This window comes from Pseudomonas sp. PLMAX, assembly GCF_046042685.1.
GTDB lineage: Bacteria > Pseudomonadota > Gammaproteobacteria > Pseudomonadales > Pseudomonadaceae > Aquipseudomonas > Aquipseudomonas putida_AE.
Window position 1 is genome coordinate 565,717 of the sequence record NZ_CP064949.1, and the last position, 18,174, is coordinate 583,890.

The window sequence follows — 18,174 nt, forward strand, 5'->3', positions numbered from 1 at the left end:
GCCAGCAATACGCGCCCTGATCTTCGATAAGCAATCTGGAATTTATTGGATGAAAAGTACTTACTACAAGGGAAGTGCGTTGGCCGGCTGCACTTCTTCAATGATCCTGTTATCGGCAATGTTGGTGTCACAAAGTGTTTCCGCGCATGGCTACCTGGAAGTACCGCCTTCCCGTGCACTGCTTTGCCAAAAAGGCGTGAATACCAATTGCGGTGGCGCCCAATACGAACCTCAAAGTGTCGGTGAAACCTTCAAGGGTTTTCCAGGAGGGGTTGGCGGGGCGCCTCTGCAAGGGCCGGTCGATGGCAAGATCCCGAGTGGTGGTCACTCGTTGTTCTCGGCGCTGGATGCCCAATCGGCCACCCGTTGGCACATGACGGAAATCAAGGATCGCAACATCGATTTCCAATGGCGCTACACGGCTGTGCACCCGGCCACCAAACATGAGTATTTCATCACCCGCAACGGCTGGAACCCGAACGAAGCACTCAAGCGGGCAACGTTCGAAAGCACGCCGTTCTGCACCATCGATGGCGGCAACCAGAGGCCGGAGTCGGGTGCCAAACACAACTGCAACATCCCCAAGGACAAAACCGGTCAACACGTCATCCTGGCGATCTGGACGGTCGGTGATACCGATGCAGCTTTTTATAATGCCGCGGATGTGAACATCCTGGCCGAGCCGGAACTTCCGGGCGGTTGGTCCTCCGTGGGCAGTATCGCGCCGTCAACCTCGTTGCTGGTCGGTGACAAGGTCAAGGCCCGCGCGTTCACCGCTAATGGCGAAAGCCCCGACTACAGCGTTGAAATCTCCATCAATAGTGCAGAGGAAGGCGCGCCAAACAACTGGTCGTTCAAGTTGGCAGAAGCCATCAACAAGGCTCATGCGCTTATCCGTGCGGGCGTACGAGATGAAAACGGCACGATCGAACCGGTCAAGGGCAACAACAGCGTGTATGCGCAAAAAGACAGCGGCGTAATACGCTACGAAGTGCAGTTGAAGATGCAGGAAGATGCTGCGGCTCGACTGTCGGTCGCTTCCCGGCAAGCTGAGTATCTGTTGGAAAAAGGTGTGGCCAGGATCGATTTCAGTATCCTTTCCAATCGCAAGATGAACGTCGAAGCGACGCTGTTCGATGAGGGCAACAAGCCGGTAGGTTCCACTTCCGCGCAAGCGGACAGCGGCTCGTCCTGGCTGGCCATCGATGTTCGCAGCAACCCCGGCAAGCACACCCTGACGCTGGTCGGCACGACCCTGGATGGCCGGACCATCCGCCAGGATACCCAGGTGACCCAACTGACCGGTGAAGGCGCCGGTGCCGACTACGACTTCGTGATCCCGGAAGGCCTCAGCGAGTACACCGCCGGTACCAAGGTGTTGCAGCCGAAGACTAATGAAGTCTTTGAGTGCAAGCCATTCCCCGCGTCCGGTTATTGCAAGCAGTACAGCCCGTCTGCCAATGGTTTCGAACCTGGTACTGGCATCGGTCCGCATTGGCACATGGCCTGGGACAAACTCTAAGTCCCTCGCAGTACTTCAGGTGACCTGAAAAGGTTGCCTGAAGCTTCACTTTTTTATCGAGTTGCGAATGACGGTTTCGGGTTATCGAACGGCTCGAGTGAGCCACTCGTGAAGAATTCGGGGAAGGTGATGAGCCGTCTTGGCCTGCTGGTCATGCCGCTGGGTTATGCAGCGCTGCTGATCTGGCAGGAGTGGCACTTTCGTGAGCGCCTCGCCTCGCCGCCGCTGCGGGTGGTGGCGCCAGCCTCTGTTCCCGCCCCTGTAGCGCTGGATGCTACTGCGGTGGCAGCGGTGCTGGGGCTGACGCAAGGCACCTCATTGCTGGCCAGTGCCGAGCCGCTGACCTTGCAGGCCAGTTTTATCCTCAGCAGCGGTTTGTCCAAAGCGTTGCTCGCCGATGCCCAAGGCTCGCGTATGTACCTGGTGGGCGAACGCTTGCCCGGTGGCAGCGTCCTGCGTCGCGTCGAAGCCAATCAAGTGGTGCTGTGGAACAAGGGGCGGGAAGAGCGATTAACGCTGCAACCGCCTGTCGCGCGTTTCCTTCGCCGACTCGGGTCGCCAGGCGACAGCCAGGCTTCGGCTATTTCTACGCGTTATCTACGCCCGGTTTCCGGGCCGTCAGAGTGATCAACATCATGAACTGTTTCATTGGCGTGCAGGCCTTGCGCTCCATGCTTGTACTTGTCGTTCTGGTGAGCCTGGCCTTGTCGGGTACGTCGCAGGCGGCGCAAGAAAAGTGGCAGCTGGCGATGAACAACGCCGAGCTGCGCGACATCGTCGAAGAGATCTCCGGCATTTTGGGAACCACCGTGGTGCTTGATCCCAGGGTCTCGGGACGCATCACCGTCATGTCTCAACAAGCCCTTGATCGCGAAGGCGTCCGCCGCTTGTTCTACGGGGTGCTCGACGCCCACAACTTCACGGTGATCGATGAAGGTGACCGGATCCTGATCACGCCAGTAACCGAAGCCAGGACGCGCGCCGGCACCAGCCCTGCAAAAAACGCAACGCCCTCGCAATTTGTCACCCGGGTGATCGAGCTCAATAACAGCAGTGCCGCCGACATCGCCGGGCTGGTCCGGCCATTGGTCTCGGCCAACGGCTATGTCGGGCCATCCGTGTCGGCCAATGCGGTAGTGGTCACGGAGACGGCGGCCAACGCGCATCGCATCGTCCAGGTCATCCGCCAGCTGGACTCCGGACAAGGCAACATGCACGCGGTGGTGCAATTGCGCCACGCCCGGGCCAGTGACGTGGCCCCCGTGATGGAAGCTTCCCTGGGCAAGCGCACTGCCGAGAGCGCGATCCAGGTATTGGCCGACAGCAGAACCAACCGCCTGATCCTGATTGGCCCGTCAGCCGTTCGCCAACGCTTGGCCGAGTTGGCACGCGGTCTCGATGTTCCTGCCACGGCGACTGCGGACAATGCCCGGGTGATCCGCCTGCGTCACAGCGATGCCAAGCAATTGGCGGAAATTCTGGAAAGCATGGGACAAGGCCGAAAAGCGCCTCCAGCCCTTGGCAGCAGCAAGGACACAGCGCCTGGAACGGCCTTCATGATCAAGGCCGACGAAAGCCAGAATGCGCTGGTGCTGATCGCCGAGCCGGAGCAGGTCAGGACCATCGAAAGCATCGTGCGCCAGTTGGACCAGCCGCGCGCGCAGGTGCTGATCCATGCCGCCATCGTCGAGATTTCCGGGGACATCGCCGAGGCCGTTGGCGTGCAATGGGGCTTTAGTACGGGGGATGCGAAAGGCTTCATCAATTTTCCCGGCACCGATATCCCGATTGTTGGCGGCCTGAATTTCGACGAGAAAAAATCCGCACCCGAAGGCGCGATTTTGCGCCTGGGCAGTGATCGCTTTGGCGCGTTGATTTCGGCCCTGGCCAGCAACACACACAGCAACCTGCTTTCTACACCAAGCCTGTTGACCCTGGACAACCAGGAAGCGCACATCATCGTCGGCCAGAACGTCCCGTTCAAGACCGGCTCCTACGCCACCAACAGCAACGGTGCGGACAATCCGTTCACCACCGTCGAACGCAAGGACGTGGGCATCAGCCTGAAGATCAAGCCTTACATCAACGAAGGCTCGACGCTGCGGCTGGAGGTCGAGCAGGAAGTGTCGGACATCGCGCCCTCGGTATCAGGCATCGACTCTTCGGACCTGATCACCAACAAGCGCGCCCTCAAGAGCACCATCCTGGCCGACGATGGCGAAATCATCGTGATTGGCGGGTTGATCAGGGACAGCGTCAGAACCCAGAAAAGCGGGGTGCCGCTGCTGCGGGATATTCCCTACCTGGGCGCTCTGTTTCGCTGGAACCGGGACACCCAGAGCAAAAGCAATCTCATGGTGTTCCTGCGGCCCACGATCGTGCGCAGCAAGGAAGACCTGAGCGGCATCAGCCAGCAACGTTACAACGCGCTGCGCGATTTGAGCCAGTCCGGGGCGCTGGATAACAACTCGTTGCTGTTGCCGGCGGATTCACGTCAGCTGTTCGAACCGGTTTCCGATGCGCCGGTGTTCGACCTGCGCAAGCCGGCGCCGAACATGCCATGAACCAACTGCCCTTTGGTTTCGCCCGTCGGTTCGGTGTGCTGCTGGAGTGCGAAGGCGGCGAGTCGAGCCTTGCGGTGCGGGCCGATACGCCGCTCACCGCTTTGGCGGAAGCCCGCCGGGTATGTGCTCGCGAGCTGCCGCTGCGGGTGCTGGCCCCCGAGGTATTTGCCACACGCCTGGCGGCCGCCTACCGCGAGGGCCAGAGTGCCGCCGAGCAGGTGGCCCAAGGGCTCGACGAAGAGCTGGACCTGCTCAGCCTGGTGGACAAGGTGCCGCAAACCGCTGATCTGCTGGAACAGCAGGGCGATGCGCCGATCATCCGCTTGATCAATGCGCTGCTCAGCGAGGCTATGCGCGAGCACGCCTCCGATGTGCATCTGGAAACCTTCGAGCAGTACCTGTCGGTGCGCATGCGGGTCGACGGGCAATTACGGGAAATGCTCCGGCCTCGACGCGAATTGGCGACGCTGCTGGTGTCGCGCATCAAGGTCATGGCGCGCCTGGATATCGCTGAAAAACGCGTGCCCCAGGATGGCCGGATGGCCTTGCGCCTGGCCGGGCATGAAGTCGATGTGCGGGTCTCGACCCTGCCCTCGGCACACGGCGAACGGGTGGTACTGCGCTTGCTCGACAAACAGGCCGGGCGCCTTGAGTTGTCGCGCCTGGGCATGCCGGAGGACATCCTGCGCGACCTGCGTCACTTGCTGGGCAAACCCCACGGCATTCTGCTGGTGACCGGGCCCACCGGCTCCGGCAAGACCACCAGCCTGTACGCCGCGCTCAACAGTCTGAACGACCAGACCCGCAACATCCTCACGGTCGAAGATCCCATTGAGTACCACCTGCCGGGCGTGGGGCAGATGCCGGTCAACCCGAAAGTCGACATGACCTTTGCCCGGGGCTTGCGGGCGATCCTGCGCCAGGACCCGGACGTGGTGATGGTCGGCGAAATCCGTGACCGCGAGACAGCTGAAATTGCCGTGCAGGCTTCCCTGACCGGTCACCTGGTGCTCTCGACGCTGCACACCAACAGTGCGGTCGGCGCGGTGACGCGCCTGGTGGACATGGGAGTCGATGCCTACCTGCTGGCTTCGTCGCTGGTGGGGGTTTTGGCCCAGCGATTACTGCGCACCTTATGCCCTCATTGCAAGGCGCCTTATAGCGCGGATGCGACTGCCTGCCAGCGTCTGGGGCTGGGCGCATCACCGCTGCGGCTGTTCCGCGCCGTGGGCTGTGAGCAGTGTCAGCACGGCTATCGCGGGCGCGTTGGCATCTATGAACTGATCAGCGTGACCCCGGCAGTGGCCGCGCTGATTCATCAGGGCGCCAGTGAACAGGCCATGGCCAACGAGGCGCGCCAGATGTCGCGCAGTCTGTTCCAGGACGGTCGCCAACGGGTGCTGGACGGGCTGACCAGTCTCGACGAGCTGCTGCGCGTGACTCGGGAGGACTAGTCAGTGCCGACATTCGATTACCGGGCCGATGACTATCAGGGCCACCGGCGCAAGGGGCGGCTGGAGGCCGACAATCCCCGGCATGCGCGGCAACTGTTGCGTGAGCGCGGATTGTGGCCGCGCGACATCAAGGAAATCCGCGTCGCTGCTGGCGACAACAGGCCTGGGCGGTTGAGCGCCGCCGACCTGGCACTGCTGACCCTGCAGTTGTCTACGCTGGTGCAGGCCGGTTTGCCCCTGGAAGAGTCCCTTGAGGCCGTGGCTAAACAGAGTGCCAAGCGCCGGGTTGCCAGTCTGCTCTCAGCGGTCAGGAGCCGGGTCATGGAAGGTCATGCCCTGGCCACTGCATTGGAGCAGTTTCCCAAGGCGTTCCCCGAACTGTTCCGCGCCACCGTGGCCGCCGGCGAGCGTTCCGGTCATCTGGGACATGTACTGGAGCAATTGGCCGCGTATACCCAGGCCCGCCAGGCCTCACGGCAAAAAATCCAGATGGCGCTGGTGTACCCGTTGATCCTGATGTTGGCAAGCGTAGTCATCGTTGGCTTTCTGCTCGGCTACGTGGTGCCGGACGTGGTGAAGATTTTCGTCGACAGTGGCCAGGCGTTGCCGTGGTTGACTCGGGCGTTGATCCGCACCAGTGACGGCTTGCGCCACCATGGCCTGTTGTTGATCGCCGCGCTGGCGCTATTGGTCGCCCTCTGGCGCTGGAGTCTGAGGCAACAGGCCTGGCGCCTGCGCTGGCATCGCCTGGCGTTGAACCTGCCGGTCTGTGGCGACGTGCTGCGCGCGATGGAAGCCGCACGATTTGCCAGCACCCTGGCCATCCTCGGCAAAAGCGCCGTGCCCCTGGTCGATGCACTGGAAATCGCCGCTGCGGTGATCGGCAACCTGACCATCCGCGCGCGCATGGCCGATGTCGCCCGCTCGGTCCGCGAGGGTGGAACCCTGACCCATGGCCTGGAACTGAGCGGCGACATTCCGCCGATGATGCTGCACATGATCGCCAGTGGTGAACGGGCGGGCGAACTCGATCGCATGCTGGCCCGTGCCGCCGAACAACAGGAAACCAGTCTGGCAGCGCGTATTGCCCTGGTGGTGAGCCTTTTCGAGCCGGCCATGCTCGTGCTGATGGGCGGCGTCGTGCTGCTGATCGTCCTGGCCATTCTGCTTCCGATTCTCAGCCTCAACCAATTGGTGAATTGACCCATGAATGCTCTGCGTCACAGAACGTCCCAACACGGTTTTACCCTGATCGAGATCATGGTGGTGGTGGTCATCATCGGCATCCTGGGGGCCATCGTGGTGCCGCAGTTCATGAGCCGTCCCGATCAGGCCAAGGTCACCGCTGCCAAAGTCGACCTCCAGGCCATCGGTACCGCCCTGGAAATGTATCGCCTCGACAATCTCCACTACCCCTCCACGCAACAAGGGCTGGAGGCCTTGAGCAAGCGTCCTTCCGGGGTGCCGACGCCGCGGAGCTGGAACCCGCAGGGTTACCTGAAAAGCTTGCCCGTTGACCCGTGGGGCACGCCCTATCAGTACCTCAATCCCGGCGTGAAATCGGACGATGGCGGCTATGACCTGTATTCCCTTGGCTCCGATGGCGTAGCGGGTGGCGAGGGGCACGCGGCGGAAATCGGCAACTGGGGTGGTTGAAGCATGCCACGCCGATGTCGGGGATTTACCTTGCTGGAAATGATGATCGTGATCGTCCTGATCGGCGTGCTGGTGGGCATGGTGAGTCTGGCTGCTGGCGTTAACCCGGCTCAGCAAGCCAGGCAGGAAGCGGGTGCGCTGGCTGGTTTCATCCGCCAACTGCGTGAACAGGCAGTGCTCGAGGGGCGGGAATACGGTGTGCGACTGAGCGTCGAAGGATACCGGGCAATGCGCCTCGATGGGCGTGGCTGGGAGCCGCTGGCAGCCTTCTACCGATGGCCCGACGGCTTGCGCCTGAGCCTTGAGCAGGAGGGATATTCCGTGAGCCTGGGCGCTGATGCCGGTCAACCCCAGATTCAGCTGTACAGCAGCGATGAAACCAGCACCTTCTCCCTGACGTTTGCTGGCAAAGACAGAGTCTGGGCGAGCCTGTCCAGCGATGGCATCGGTGAGGTCATGATCGATGACTGAGCCATCGCGCATGGGTGGCTTCACCTTGCTTGAAGTCATGGTGGCCCTGGCGATTTTCGCGACCCTGGCCACCGCCGTGCTGTCCGCCAGCCAATACGTGGTGAGACAGGCGGGCGCTGCCGAGGAGCGCCTTCTCGCGGCCTGGGTGGCGGACAACCAACTGAACGAGTTGCGCCTGCAATCGTCCCCGGTGATTTCACAGTCCCAACGGGTGGTGAGCATGGGAGATCGCGACTGGGTTGTACGTCAATCCGTACGTATGGCGAGTGATCCGCATGGGTTGGCGGTCGAGGTCGAGGTCGGCCTTGCCGGTCGTGCCCACAGCCTGTTCCGCGCCACCGGCTGGATGGCCAATCGGCATGAATGAGCAGGGCGGATTCACCCTGCTGGAACTGGTTATTGCCATTGCGATTTTCGCATTGCTGGGGCTGGCCAGCTGGACGCTGTTCGACAGCGTGGTGCGCGTGCAGCAGGGCACCCAGATCCACGAACGAGAACTCAGAAAGCTGCAACGCGCCGTGGCAGTGATCGAACGCGACCTGCTACACATCGCCCAACAGCCTGTGGTGCCTGACCCGACGCAGCTGCAACTGGTGCGCAGCAATTGGCGTAATCCACTGGACTTGCCACGCAGTGAGCGCCAAGTGCTGACCTATCGACTCGACAACGGCGTGCTGTGGCGCGACAGCCGGGCAGAAGGGGCGCAGAGCGTACAGCGACAAAAACTGCTGGACGATGTTCGAGACCTGCGTTGGCGACTGTACGACAGTCAGGTCGGCTGGCGCGCTGATTGGCCGTCCGGACCGCACCAGAAGGCGCCCCTGGCGGTGGAAATGCAGGTGTCGGCAGGGCGTTTCGAAGCGATACGCCGAGTGCTGTCATTGCCGGGGTCATTTCCATGAGGGCCAATCAACGCGGCGTTGCATTGATCAGTGTGTTGCTGGTCATGAGCCTGGCGCTGTTGATCATCGGCGGCATGCTGCGCAGCCATCGCGCGTTACTGCAAAGCACCGGGCAACAGCTGCAGCAGATGCACCTGCGGCAACTTGGCGTCGCCGGGGAAACCTGGGGCCTGGGCTTGCTCGAGGCCCAGCAAAAAGATAGCGACCCGATTGCCCAGCCATCCAGCGCTTTCGCTATTGAAGACGCGCAGATCCTTGTCGATATCGAGGACCTGGCCGGGCGCTTCAACGTCAATGCCCTGTTGATTCAGGGCCAGATCGACCAAGTCACGCTCAATCGCTGGACGCGTTTGCTGGCGCTGCTCGAACGGCCGCCGCTGCAACTGGAGCAAGTGGGGGCGTTGCGCGAGCTCAGCCAATTGCGACTGCTTCCGGGTGTCGACGGTGAGTTGTTGAGTCGCCTGGCGCCCTGGGTCGCGCTGTTGCCGGTAGAGGCCGCGACGAACATCAACACGGCACCGGCGCTGGTGTTGCGCACGCTCGACGGTATCGAGCCTGCAACGGCCGAAGCCCTGGTACGCCAGCGTTCCACGGCAGGCTGGCCAAACGTTCAAGCGTTTACCCAGGACCCGCTGTTATCCGGCTTGGGCTTGAGCAGCCATGGCCTGGGCGTTGACAGCCGCTGGTATCGGATCACCGTGCAAGTGACCCAGGGCCAGGGCCATCTGCGTCTGGCCACCGATGTCGAACGCGACCCGAAGACGCGACAACTGCACATCCTGCAACGGCGTGTCCTACCCTCGACCCTCAACGAGATACCGCAATGAAAACCTGGCTTTACCTGACGGCCGAAGGCTTGGCCCTGCCCACGCTCTCCTGGCCTTGTTGCCTATGGACCTCGACCGGCGAACGGCAGCTCTTGCCCTTGGACCAAGCGGCACAGGCACTGGTTGGGCAGGAGGTCGATGTGTTGCTGCCCATGGAGCTGTGCAGTTGGTTAATCAGTGATCCATGGCCGTCCAGGCGCCAGCCTGATGCCCAAGCCATCGCCTTCGCCGTCGAAGAGCAACTGAGCGAAGCCCTGGAAAAGCTGCACCTGAGCACCGGTCCGCGCGATGCACAAGGTCGCTACCCGGTGATGGTGATCGACCGCGAACGATTCGCCGACGTGCTCGCGCTGCTTGCCGGAGTGGGTGTTGTAGTGCGATCCGTGTTTGTCGATGCCGATGTGTTGCCCCGTGACCAGGCGCTCGGTATCCGCTGGTTTGGCCGCTGGTTGCTCGGGGGCGGCTTGCCGGCTCGCCTGACCTTGTCGGATGAGGATTTGCTGGCGCTCAAGCCGGGCTTGCCCATGGACGTGCAGTGGCGCGATGAGCGTCAGGACTGCCCTGATTTCGATCAATGGCTGGCCTCGGTGCATGGACAGGCAATCAATCTGTTGCACGGTGATTTCGCTGCGCGTCGCAAGCGCCTGCCCTGGCGGCTCGGCGGACTGGTCGTACTGGCGCTGTTGCTGCTCGACTGGGGCGCCAGTGCGGCACGTATCGGTTTTCTCGAAAACCAGATCCGTCAGCTCTACAGCCGCAACGAGCAGCAATTCAAGACGTTTTACCCGGACCAGACCCGCATCGTTGACCTGGGGTTACAACTCAAGGCCTTGCAAAGCCCGAATGCGGCCTCCCAGGATGGTCATATCGCCGGGCTGGTCAAGCTCGTCGAGCAAGTCATCGGTGCCAGCAACGTCGATGTCCAGCGCATTGAGTTTCGCGAAAGCGATGGCTGGAAAGTCCAGCTGACCGCCAACAGCTTTACCGAACTGGAGTTACTGCGCGAGCGTGGCCGTCAGCAAGGTTTGCCTGTGCGACTCGACAGCGCGAGCAAGGAAGGCGATCGGGTGCGGGCGACCCTGACCCTGGAGCAAGGCGCATGACTCTGAATGGTTTAATCCCATGGCTGGCGCTCCTGCAGCGCTGGCAACGCCTGTCGCTGCGCGAACGTCGGCTGTTGCTGATGTTGGGGGTGTTTGTCTTTGGCGTCGCGGCATTCAGCCTGGTCTGGCAACCGACGCAGCAGCGCCTTGCGACTGCCGAGCGTCAGTACCATCAGCAACTGGCACTGGCGGCGCAACTGCAGCTGGCGCGTCCGCGCAGCACACGCGAACCTGTCACCCAGCCGCTGTCGCTGCACGTCAGTGAAAGCGCCACCGAGGCGGGGCTGGAACTGCATCAGGTCAACACCGACGGCGATCAGTTGCGCCTCAGTCTCAGCGGTGATGCCAAGGCCTTGCTGGCCTGGCTGGACCGCATCGAACGCAATGGCACCGTGTTGCAATCCTTGACCCTGGAAAAGCGCAACACGGTGCTGGAGGCGCGGATGGTACTCAGATAGTCGCGCCGGCTCCCGGCAGCGGCGGCAACTTCGCCAGTTTCAACGCCACCAGCAACGCCACCACCAGCAGCCCACCAATGAACAGACCGATGCCATTCCAGCCGCCCAGGTGCCAGAACACACCGCCCGCCGTACCGGCAATGCTCCCCCCGGCGTAGTAGCAGAACAGGTACAAGGACGACGCCTGGCCCTTCGCCTTGATGGCACGGCGGCCGATCCAGCTGCTGGCGACCGAGTGGGCGCCGAAGAAACCGAACGTGAAGATCAGCATGCCGATGATCACCAGCGGCAATGGCGTGAACATCGTCAGGGCGAGACCGCCGAGCATCAGCGCGATCGTGCTCCAGAGCACTTTGCGGCGGCCGAGCCGGTCGGCCAGCGAGCCGATTTTCGCCGAGCTGTAGATACCCGAGAGGTACACCACCGAGAGCAGTCCGACGAAGGCCTGTTCCATGTGATAGGGCTCGGCCAGCAGGCGGTAGCCGACGTAGTTGAACAAGGTGACGAACGCCCCCATCAGCACAAAGGCTTCGAGGAACAGCAGCGGCAGGCCGGCGTCGCGAAAGTGCATGGTGAAACCGTCGACCAGGCTACGCGGGTGCAGTGAGCGGGGGCGGAAGTTGCGTGATTCGGGGAGGATTTTCCAGAACACCGCTGCCGCCATCAGCGCCAGGCCGCCGATCACCAGCATTGCCGTGTGCCAGCTGACGAAGTCGATCAGTACGCCGGTGATAAGACGCCCGCTCATCCCGCCAATGGCATTGCCGCCGATGTACAGGCCCATGGCGAGGCCGATGTGCTGCGGGTGAATCTCTTCGCTCAAATAGGTCATCGCCACCGCTGCCAGCCCGCTCAACGACAAACCGATCAACGCGCGCATGACCAGCACGCCGTGCCAGCTCGGCATCATCGCGCTGGCCATGGTGCACAGTGCGGCGGCAAACAGTGCCGCCACCATCACCGGTTTGCGGCCGATGCGGTCGGATATGGGGCCCGTGATCAGCAGGCCGATGGCAAGCATGCCTGTAGCCACCGAGAGGATCAGGCTGCTCTGCGCCGCGTTGATGGAATATTCGTGGGACAACAGCGGCATCATCGGCTGCACGCAGTAGAGCAGGGCGAAGGTGGCGAAGCCGCCGCAGAACAGCGCCAGTACCGTGCGCATGAACGCAGGCGTGCCTTTTTCGATGTAGATCTCCGCCAGCTCGGCGACGACTTCGCCCTGTGCGGCAGGTGGAACTTCATGGGCGAGTGGAGCAACAGCAGTTTTCACGGTGGACCTCGGAGGAGCGCAGCCGGTCAGGCAATGAAAAAAGCATATAGCCGGCTAATGATTCAATCCAATATATTGTTCGACCTGTTTGATAGCTTTAACGACCTAATGGAGTATTCATGGAATTGCGTCATCTGCGCTACTTCATCGCCGTCGCCGAAGAACTGCACTTCGGCCGCGCCGCGCAGGTGCTTGGCATCTCGCAACCGCCGCTGAGCCAGCAGATTCAGGCGTTGGAGCAGGAAGTCGGCGCACGCTTGTTCGAGCGTACCAATCGTCGGGTCGAGCTGAGCGAGGCTGGTCGGCTGTTCCTGGAAGAGGCGCGGTTGGTGCTGGCGCAAGTGGACAAGGCGGCGGATGTCGCGCGGCGGGCACAGCTGGGCGAGCTGGGCGAACTGAAAATCGGCTTCACCTCTTCGGCACCGTTCAACTCGACCATTCCCCAGGCGATTTTTTCATTTCGCCAGCGTTTTCCGGCAGTGCACCTGAACCTACGGGAAATGAGTAGTACCCAGGTGGCCGATGCGCTGGTGGATGAGTCGATCGAAGTCGGCATCATGCGCCCGCTCGGGCTGCCCGATTCGCTCAGTGTGGTCGAGCTGATGCGCGAACCGCTGGTCGCCGTTCTCAGCTCAAAGCATCCATTGGCCAATGGCAGTGAAGACGGCTTGTTTCTGTCAGCACTGGCCCTAGAACCCTTCGTGTTCTTCCCGCGCAGCTACGGCAGCGGCCTGTACGCGCAACTGCTAAGCCTGGCCCGGGACGCCGGTTTCAGCCCGCACTTCGCCCAGGAGGCCGGCGAGGCGATGACCATCATCGGGCTGGTAGCGGCGGGGCTCGGTGTTTCGGTGCTGCCGGCGTCTTACCAGCGCATGCGCATCGACGGCGTGGTCTATCGGCCGCTGCTCGATCCAGCGGCGGTGTCGGCGGTGTGGCTGGTGCAGCGCAAGGACCAGAAATCGCCGATGGCGCGGGCGTTTGTCGAACTGCTCACACGCAAGGTTGAACCGCTGTAGGAGCGAGCTTGCTCGCGATGAACCGAAGAACACAGCGTGCACCCAGGAACCCCACGTCATCGTTAACGACCATCGCGAGCAAGCTCGCTCCCACAGGCTCAGATTTTTCGCCGCTGCTTGTGGGACATTTCTGAACTATCCCGGAGGGGCTACAGCGCCTTGCGGCGTTGCCTACAACTACTCCAGAATCGGCCGGCTTGTGCGTTTTGAGGGCCATCGGTAGCTTGAACCGGGTCACTGATTGTCAGTGATCGGGTTTAGTAGCCCGTTGTTTATACGAAGCGCATTGGCGCTCCCGATAGGCAGGTATGCCAATACCTGCCCTTGACGGTAGCTGTGCGCAGGGCGCCTTTGGGCGCGCCGGTTCGTGTAACCCGGTCTACTAACCTGCGTACAGCTGCCACCCTTTCATCAGTAGCGATTCGGTGTGGCCCCCACTGTCAGGACGCTGAATCATGACCAATACCTCAAACCCACCGGACTCCGACCCAGACACTCCACACCAACCCAGCAATATCTTCCTCATCGCCCCCGAAATCGACAACCACACCCTGCTGGAGTACGCCTGCGTTTCACTGGCATCAGCCAATGTCATGGCGAGCGACTTCGCGAGGAGCCTGAACGCCACGCAGAGCCACACACTGCTGGGGATCCAGCAATCGATCATGCTGGGGGAACTGGCGGTGAATCGGGTCCTGGATAATCTCGATCCACCCTGAAAAAACCATATTGCACGTTAGAAAAGATCGCAGCCTGCGGCAGCTCCTACAGGTGTACACCATTCCCTGTAGGAGCTGCCGCAGGCTGCGATCTTTTGATTTTGCTTACGCCCAGCGCTTGAAAATCAGCGAAGTATTCACCCCGCCAAACGCAAAATTATTGTTCATCACATACTGGTTGCTCATCTGCCGAAACTCGCCACGCAGGTAGTCCAGCTTGCCGCAGTGCGGGTCGACCTCATCAAGGTTCAGTGTGTGCGCATACAGGTCGCGGTTCATCATTTCGATGCTGAACCAGGACTCCAGCGCACCACAGGCGCCAAGGGTGTGGCCGAGGAAGCTCTTTTGCGAGCTGATCGGCATGTGTTCGCCGAACAGGCTGCTGGTGGCGAGGGTTTCGGCGATGTCGCCCTGTTCGGTGGCCGTGCCGTGACCGTTGACGTAGCCGATGTCGGCAGGGCTCAAGCCCGCGTCTTCCAGGGCCAGCTCCATGGCCCGGCGCATGGTGACTTGCTCCGGGCGGGTGGTGTGTTGGCCGTCGGCATTGCTGCCGAAGCCGACGAGTTCGGCATGGATACGGGCACCCCGCGCCAGGGCGTGTTCCAGTTCTTCGAGCACCAGCATGCCGCCGCCTTCACCGATCACCAGGCCGTCGCGCCCTTTGTCGTAGGGGCGTGGGGTGGTGTGCGGGGCGCTGTTTTTCAGGCTGGTGGCGTAGAGCGCGTCGAAGACCATGGCTTCGGTGGGGCACAGTTCTTCGGCGCCGCCGGCGAGCATCAGCGGCAGGCGGCCGAACTTGATGGCTTCGTAGGCATAGCCGATGCCCTGGCTGCCGCTGGTGCAAGCGCTGGAGGTGGGGATCAGGCGGCCGGTGAGGCCGAAGAAAATGCTGATGTTGGCCGCCGTGGTGTGCGGCATCATGCGCACGTAGGAATTGGCGTTCAGGCCTTCGGCCACCGAGTTGAGCAGCATGTTGCCGAATGCCTTGATCTCGTCGGTGCTGCCGGTCGAGGAACCGCAGGCGACGCCCATGCGCCCGTCCTTGATCGATTCGTCACCGAGCAGTCCGGCGTCGGCCAGCGCCTGTTCCGCCGCGCCGACGGCCAGCCGTGAAACGCGGCCCATGCTGCGCAGTTGTTTGCGCGTCCAGTGGCTCGGCACCTTGAAGTCATCGATGGGCCCGGCCAGGCGCGTATTGAGTTCGGTGAAGCGGTCCCATTCATCCATTCGACGAATGCCGCTGCGGTTGGCCGCGAAGTGGCCAGCGATGGTTTCCCAGTCGCTGCCCAGGGAGGTAATGCCGGCCATGCCGGTGACGACGACGCGCTTCATCAGCACAGGCCTCCATTGACGGCCAGAACCTGCCGGGTGATGTACGAGGCTTCCGCGGACATAAGGAAATTCACCGCGCCGGCCACCTCTTCAGCGGTGCCCATGCGCCCTGCGGGGATCATTTTCATCAGTTCATCCACCGGCACGTTTTCATCGAGCATGGCTGTGTCGATCAGGCCGGGTGCGACACAGTTGACGGTGATCTTGCGCTTGCCCAGCTCGATCGCCAATGCTTTCGCCGCGCCGATCAAGCCAGCCTTGGAGGCGCTGTAGTTGACCTGGCCGCGATTGCCGATCAAGCCCGACACCGAGGTGATGCATACAATCCGCCCGGCGGCGCGACGACGAATCATCGGCATCATCACCGGGTGCAGCACGTTGTAGAAACCGTCGAGGTTGGTGCGCATCACCACATCCCAATCATCCTCGCTCAGCGCCGGAAAAGCACCATCACGCGTCAGCCCGGCGTTGAGCACCACGCCGTAATAGGCGCCATGGGTTTCGACGTCGGCTTCAAGCTTGGCCTTGCAACCGGCGCGGTCGGACACGTCGAATTGCAGGATGCGCGCAGTGCGACCCAGGGCCTCGATCTCGCCTTGCACGGCTTGGGCGTCCGCCAGGCCACTGCGGCAATGCAGCACGATGTCATGCCCGGCCCGTGCCAGGCGCAGGGCGATAGCGCGGCCGATGCCACGGCTGGAACCGGTGACCAGTACGGATTCAGTCATGACTGGACTCCTTCGGATTCATGAAGATATTGAGCCGCCTGAGGCGGGCGATACACGTTCAGCCGGGCGCTGGCATGAATGCCGGGTGCGTTGATATGGCACTCGAACACGCCCATGCCGTTGTCGTCTTCCAGCGAACGGATGCCGTGCAGGGTCAGCTCGGTGCCGGCGGGGAAACGGTCGACGTTGCATTCGAACTTGCGCGAACCGAGCAAAAAGCCAAGCTCCACGGCATCGCCGCGCTGGCGTGCATGGCAACCGGCGAAGGCCGCCACGCTCTGGGCCATCAGTTCGATACCGACCCAGGCGGGCAGGCTGCCGTCGGGCAGGTTGAACAGGCCGTCTGGCTTGACCCTGAGGCGGGTATGAATCTGTTCTTCATCGAATGCCAGGATCTGCTCGATGAGGATCATGTCGCCAGCATGGGGCAGCAGTTCGGCGAGCGGCCAGTCAATCATGGGGCGTCTCCGATAATCAGGCTGACGTTGTTGCCACCGAAGGCGAAGGAATTGCTCATCAGGTAGCGAGGTCCAGTGGACGCCAGGCGATCGGCGGGAGTCACCCATTTCAGGGCCGGCAGTTCCGGGTCGGGCTGGCCGTCCCAGACATGCGGCGCCAGACGGTGCTCGCGGTTGTCGCTGCTCAGGCTCAACCAGCAGAACGCGGCTTCCAGCGCGCCGGCCGCGCCAAGGGTATGACCGGTCATGGGTTTGCTCGAAGAACAGGGCACGCCGGCCGGGAACAACGCCGCCACCGCATGGCTTTCCATGGCGTCGTTGTGTTGGGTGGCGGTGCCATGCAGGTTCAGGTAGGCGATCTGCTCAGGCTCAAGTCCGGCCCGGCTCAACGCCTTGCGCATCGCCTGCTGGGCGCCACGGCCGGTGGGTTCCGGGGCGGAAATGTGGTGCGCATCGGAACTGGCGCCACTGCCCAGCAGGGCAATCGGCTGGGTGTCGCCAGGCTGTTTGCTCATCAGGAACAGCACGGCTGCTTCGCCGATATTGATGCCGTTGCGGTTCACCGAAAACGGATTGCAGCGTTGCCCGGACACCGCTTCGAGTGCCGAGAAGCCATTGAGGGTCAGCTTGCACAGGGTGTCGACACCTCCGCACAAGACCACGTCGCAGATGCCCAGGTCGAGCAGGCGCTGGGCACTCATCAGCGCGCGTGCGCTGGAGGTGCAGGCGGTGGAGATCACATAGGCCGGGCCGCTCAATTGCAGCCAGTCGGCGAGAAAATTCGCCGGCGCGCCGAGTTCCTGTTGCTGGTAGTCGTAGTCGGCGGGGAATTGCTGCTCACGTACGTAACGGGCCAGGCTTTGGCTGGCTTCGTCGATGCCCGACGTGCTGGTGCCCAGCACGATACCGATGCGCTCGCGGCCGTAAGTCTGGATGGCCTGGTCGATGTCGTGGCGAATCTGCAGCGCGGCCTCCATCAGCAGTTGATTGTTGCGGCTGCGTTGGCAGGTCAACTCTGCGGGAATCGGTACGAGTTCGCCAGTGACCGCGCCCACCGGCAATGACTTCTGCGCCACCCAGCCGACCTCGGTGCGCATACCGGAGCAATCGCCGGCAAACAGGTTGCGGGCGACTTCGTGCTTGTCGCGGCCCAGGGCGCAGACGACGCCGAGGGCATTGAGGTAGGCCGTCATGGCGTGTCACCGCTCAGGGACGTGATTTGATATTTCGGGCCTTTGGGCAGGTTCAATTCGAAGCTCAATGGTTGTGAATAACGGACATCCCAGCGCTCTGGCAGCGAGCGTTGTGCGCCATGTTGCCATGCGTCCGGGTAGTTGCCAGACAGCTCATTCCTGGGGGTCAGCGCAAACAGCAGTGCGGCGAACAACTCCCGGGCTTCCGGGTTGGGCGGCAACAGGCCATCGGCGTGCCAATGGCCGTCGATCAGTTTCTGACGGGCCTGGGGAATGCCCAGCAGGTCCATCATCGACCAGCGTATTGCCGGGCCTTCACGCTGGATGACCAATACCCAGTCCTGGCGCTGTTCGGCCTGCAGGCGCTGGATGTGCAATTGCAGCGGCAACGCCATGCTCGGGGTCTGCTCGGGCAGCGGCGCCTGGCTGGCGCAGGCACTCAGCAGCAGGAGGCAACCGAGCAGCAGGCATCGAATCATCAGACGCACCCTTCAACGG

General features: G+C 62.2%; 20 protein-coding genes. 14 read left to right on the forward strand and 6 right to left on the reverse strand.

What is annotated here, in order from left to right; genetic code table 11:
* The first annotated feature begins 49 nt into the window (after positions 1-49).
* The 12 genes from gbpA to gspM all read left to right on the forward strand — a co-directional run bounded on the left by gbpA (position 50) and on the right by gspM (position 10,957).
* Positions 50-1,522 (forward strand): N-acetylglucosamine-binding protein GbpA, encoded by a 1,473-nt coding sequence (gbpA, locus tag DKB71_RS02580; protein ID WP_408599538.1) that lies wholly within the window; start codon positions 50-52, stop codon positions 1,520-1,522.
* 129 nt (positions 1,523-1,651) lie between these two features.
* A complete protein-coding gene (locus DKB71_RS02585; protein WP_408599539.1) occupies positions 1,652-2,149 on the forward strand; it encodes a type II secretion system protein N in 498 nt (165 codons plus the stop codon).
* 8 nt (positions 2,150-2,157) lie between these two features.
* Positions 2,158-4,086: a type II secretion system secretin GspD gene (gene gspD / locus DKB71_RS02590; RefSeq protein ID WP_408599540.1), complete on the forward strand. Its 1,929-nt coding sequence runs from the start codon at positions 2,158-2,160 to the stop codon at positions 4,084-4,086.
* Positions 4,083-5,540 (forward strand): type II secretion system ATPase GspE, encoded by a 1,458-nt coding sequence (gspE, locus tag DKB71_RS02595; protein ID WP_408599541.1) that lies wholly within the window; start codon positions 4,083-4,085, stop codon positions 5,538-5,540. Before gspD ends, gspE begins: the two co-directional genes overlap by 4 nt.
* 3 nt (positions 5,541-5,543) lie before the next feature.
* The gene (gspF, locus tag DKB71_RS02600) at positions 5,544-6,743 is read left to right on the forward strand and encodes a type II secretion system inner membrane protein GspF (RefSeq protein WP_408599542.1); all 1,200 of its coding nucleotides are present in this window, start codon (positions 5,544-5,546) and stop codon (positions 6,741-6,743) included.
* A gap of 3 nt (positions 6,744-6,746) precedes the next feature.
* Positions 6,747-7,196: a type II secretion system major pseudopilin GspG gene (gene gspG / locus DKB71_RS02605; protein WP_408599543.1), complete on the forward strand. Its 450-nt coding sequence runs from the start codon at positions 6,747-6,749 to the stop codon at positions 7,194-7,196.
* 3 nt (positions 7,197-7,199) lie between these two features.
* Positions 7,200-7,667, forward strand: a complete 468-nt coding sequence (gspH, locus tag DKB71_RS02610) for a type II secretion system minor pseudopilin GspH (RefSeq protein ID WP_408599544.1) — start codon at positions 7,200-7,202, stop codon at positions 7,665-7,667.
* Positions 7,660-8,034 carry a type II secretion system minor pseudopilin GspI gene (gene gspI / locus DKB71_RS02615; protein ID WP_408599545.1) on the forward strand — a complete coding sequence of 125 codons (375 nt, stop codon included), beginning with the start codon at positions 7,660-7,662 and terminating at the stop codon, positions 8,032-8,034. The genes gspH and gspI overlap by 8 nt, the downstream gene beginning before the upstream one ends.
* The gene (gspJ, locus tag DKB71_RS02620; RefSeq protein WP_408599546.1) at positions 8,027-8,569 is read left to right on the forward strand and encodes a type II secretion system minor pseudopilin GspJ; all 543 of its coding nucleotides are present in this window, start codon (positions 8,027-8,029) and stop codon (positions 8,567-8,569) included. The genes gspI and gspJ overlap by 8 nt, the downstream gene beginning before the upstream one ends.
* Complete coding sequence (locus DKB71_RS02625; RefSeq protein ID WP_408599547.1) at positions 8,566-9,396, forward strand: general secretion pathway protein GspK; 831 nt, start codon at positions 8,566-8,568, stop codon at positions 9,394-9,396. The genes gspJ and DKB71_RS02625 overlap by 4 nt, the downstream gene beginning before the upstream one ends.
* Positions 9,393-10,499: a type II secretion system protein GspL gene (gspL, locus tag DKB71_RS02630; RefSeq protein ID WP_408599548.1), complete on the forward strand. Its 1,107-nt coding sequence runs from the start codon at positions 9,393-9,395 to the stop codon at positions 10,497-10,499. The genes DKB71_RS02625 and gspL overlap by 4 nt, the downstream gene beginning before the upstream one ends.
* Complete coding sequence (gene gspM, locus DKB71_RS02635) at positions 10,496-10,957, forward strand: type II secretion system protein GspM (protein ID WP_408599549.1); 462 nt, start codon at positions 10,496-10,498, stop codon at positions 10,955-10,957. The genes gspL and gspM overlap by 4 nt, the downstream gene beginning before the upstream one ends.
* Here the strand turns inward: gspM and DKB71_RS02640 are convergent.
* A complete protein-coding gene (locus DKB71_RS02640; RefSeq protein WP_274076077.1) occupies positions 10,950-12,230 on the reverse strand; it encodes an MFS transporter in 1,281 nt (426 codons plus the stop codon). The two genes, gspM and DKB71_RS02640, sit on opposite strands and share 8 nt — an antisense overlap.
* A 119-nt stretch (positions 12,231-12,349) precedes the next feature.
* Here DKB71_RS02640 and DKB71_RS02645 point away from each other — a divergent pair, with 119 nt between their 5' ends.
* A complete protein-coding gene (locus DKB71_RS02645; RefSeq protein ID WP_323626152.1) occupies positions 12,350-13,246 on the forward strand; it encodes a LysR substrate-binding domain-containing protein in 897 nt (298 codons plus the stop codon).
* 455 nt (positions 13,247-13,701) lie between these two features.
* Positions 13,702-13,965, forward strand: coding sequence for a DUF6124 family protein (locus tag DKB71_RS02650; RefSeq protein ID WP_323606470.1), 264 nt, complete (start codon positions 13,702-13,704; stop codon positions 13,963-13,965).
* Between the two features lie 105 nt (positions 13,966-14,070).
* Here the strand turns inward: DKB71_RS02650 and DKB71_RS02655 are convergent, their stop codons facing one another.
* The 5 genes from DKB71_RS02655 to DKB71_RS02675 are packed head-to-tail and all read right to left on the reverse strand — an operon-like array spanning position 14,071 to position 18,155.
* Positions 14,071-15,297 carry a beta-ketoacyl-ACP synthase gene (locus DKB71_RS02655; protein ID WP_046819927.1) on the reverse strand — a complete coding sequence of 409 codons (1,227 nt, stop codon included), beginning with the start codon at positions 15,295-15,297 and terminating at the stop codon, positions 14,071-14,073.
* Positions 15,297-16,025, reverse strand: a complete 729-nt coding sequence (gene fabG / locus DKB71_RS02660) for a 3-oxoacyl-ACP reductase FabG (protein ID WP_323606468.1) — start codon at positions 16,023-16,025, stop codon at positions 15,297-15,299. Before fabG ends, DKB71_RS02655 begins: the two co-directional genes overlap by 1 nt.
* Positions 16,022-16,483 (reverse strand): hotdog family protein, encoded by a 462-nt coding sequence (locus tag DKB71_RS02665; RefSeq protein ID WP_274076072.1) that lies wholly within the window; start codon positions 16,481-16,483, stop codon positions 16,022-16,024. Before DKB71_RS02665 ends, fabG begins: the two co-directional genes overlap by 4 nt.
* A complete protein-coding gene (locus DKB71_RS02670) occupies positions 16,480-17,676 on the reverse strand; it encodes a beta-ketoacyl-[acyl-carrier-protein] synthase family protein (RefSeq protein ID WP_408599550.1) in 1,197 nt (398 codons plus the stop codon). The genes DKB71_RS02665 and DKB71_RS02670 overlap by 4 nt, the downstream gene beginning before the upstream one ends.
* Positions 17,673-18,155, reverse strand: a complete 483-nt coding sequence (locus DKB71_RS02675) for a hypothetical protein (protein WP_408599551.1) — start codon at positions 18,153-18,155, stop codon at positions 17,673-17,675. The genes DKB71_RS02670 and DKB71_RS02675 overlap by 4 nt, the downstream gene beginning before the upstream one ends.
* Between the last annotated feature and the right edge of the window lie 19 nt (positions 18,156-18,174).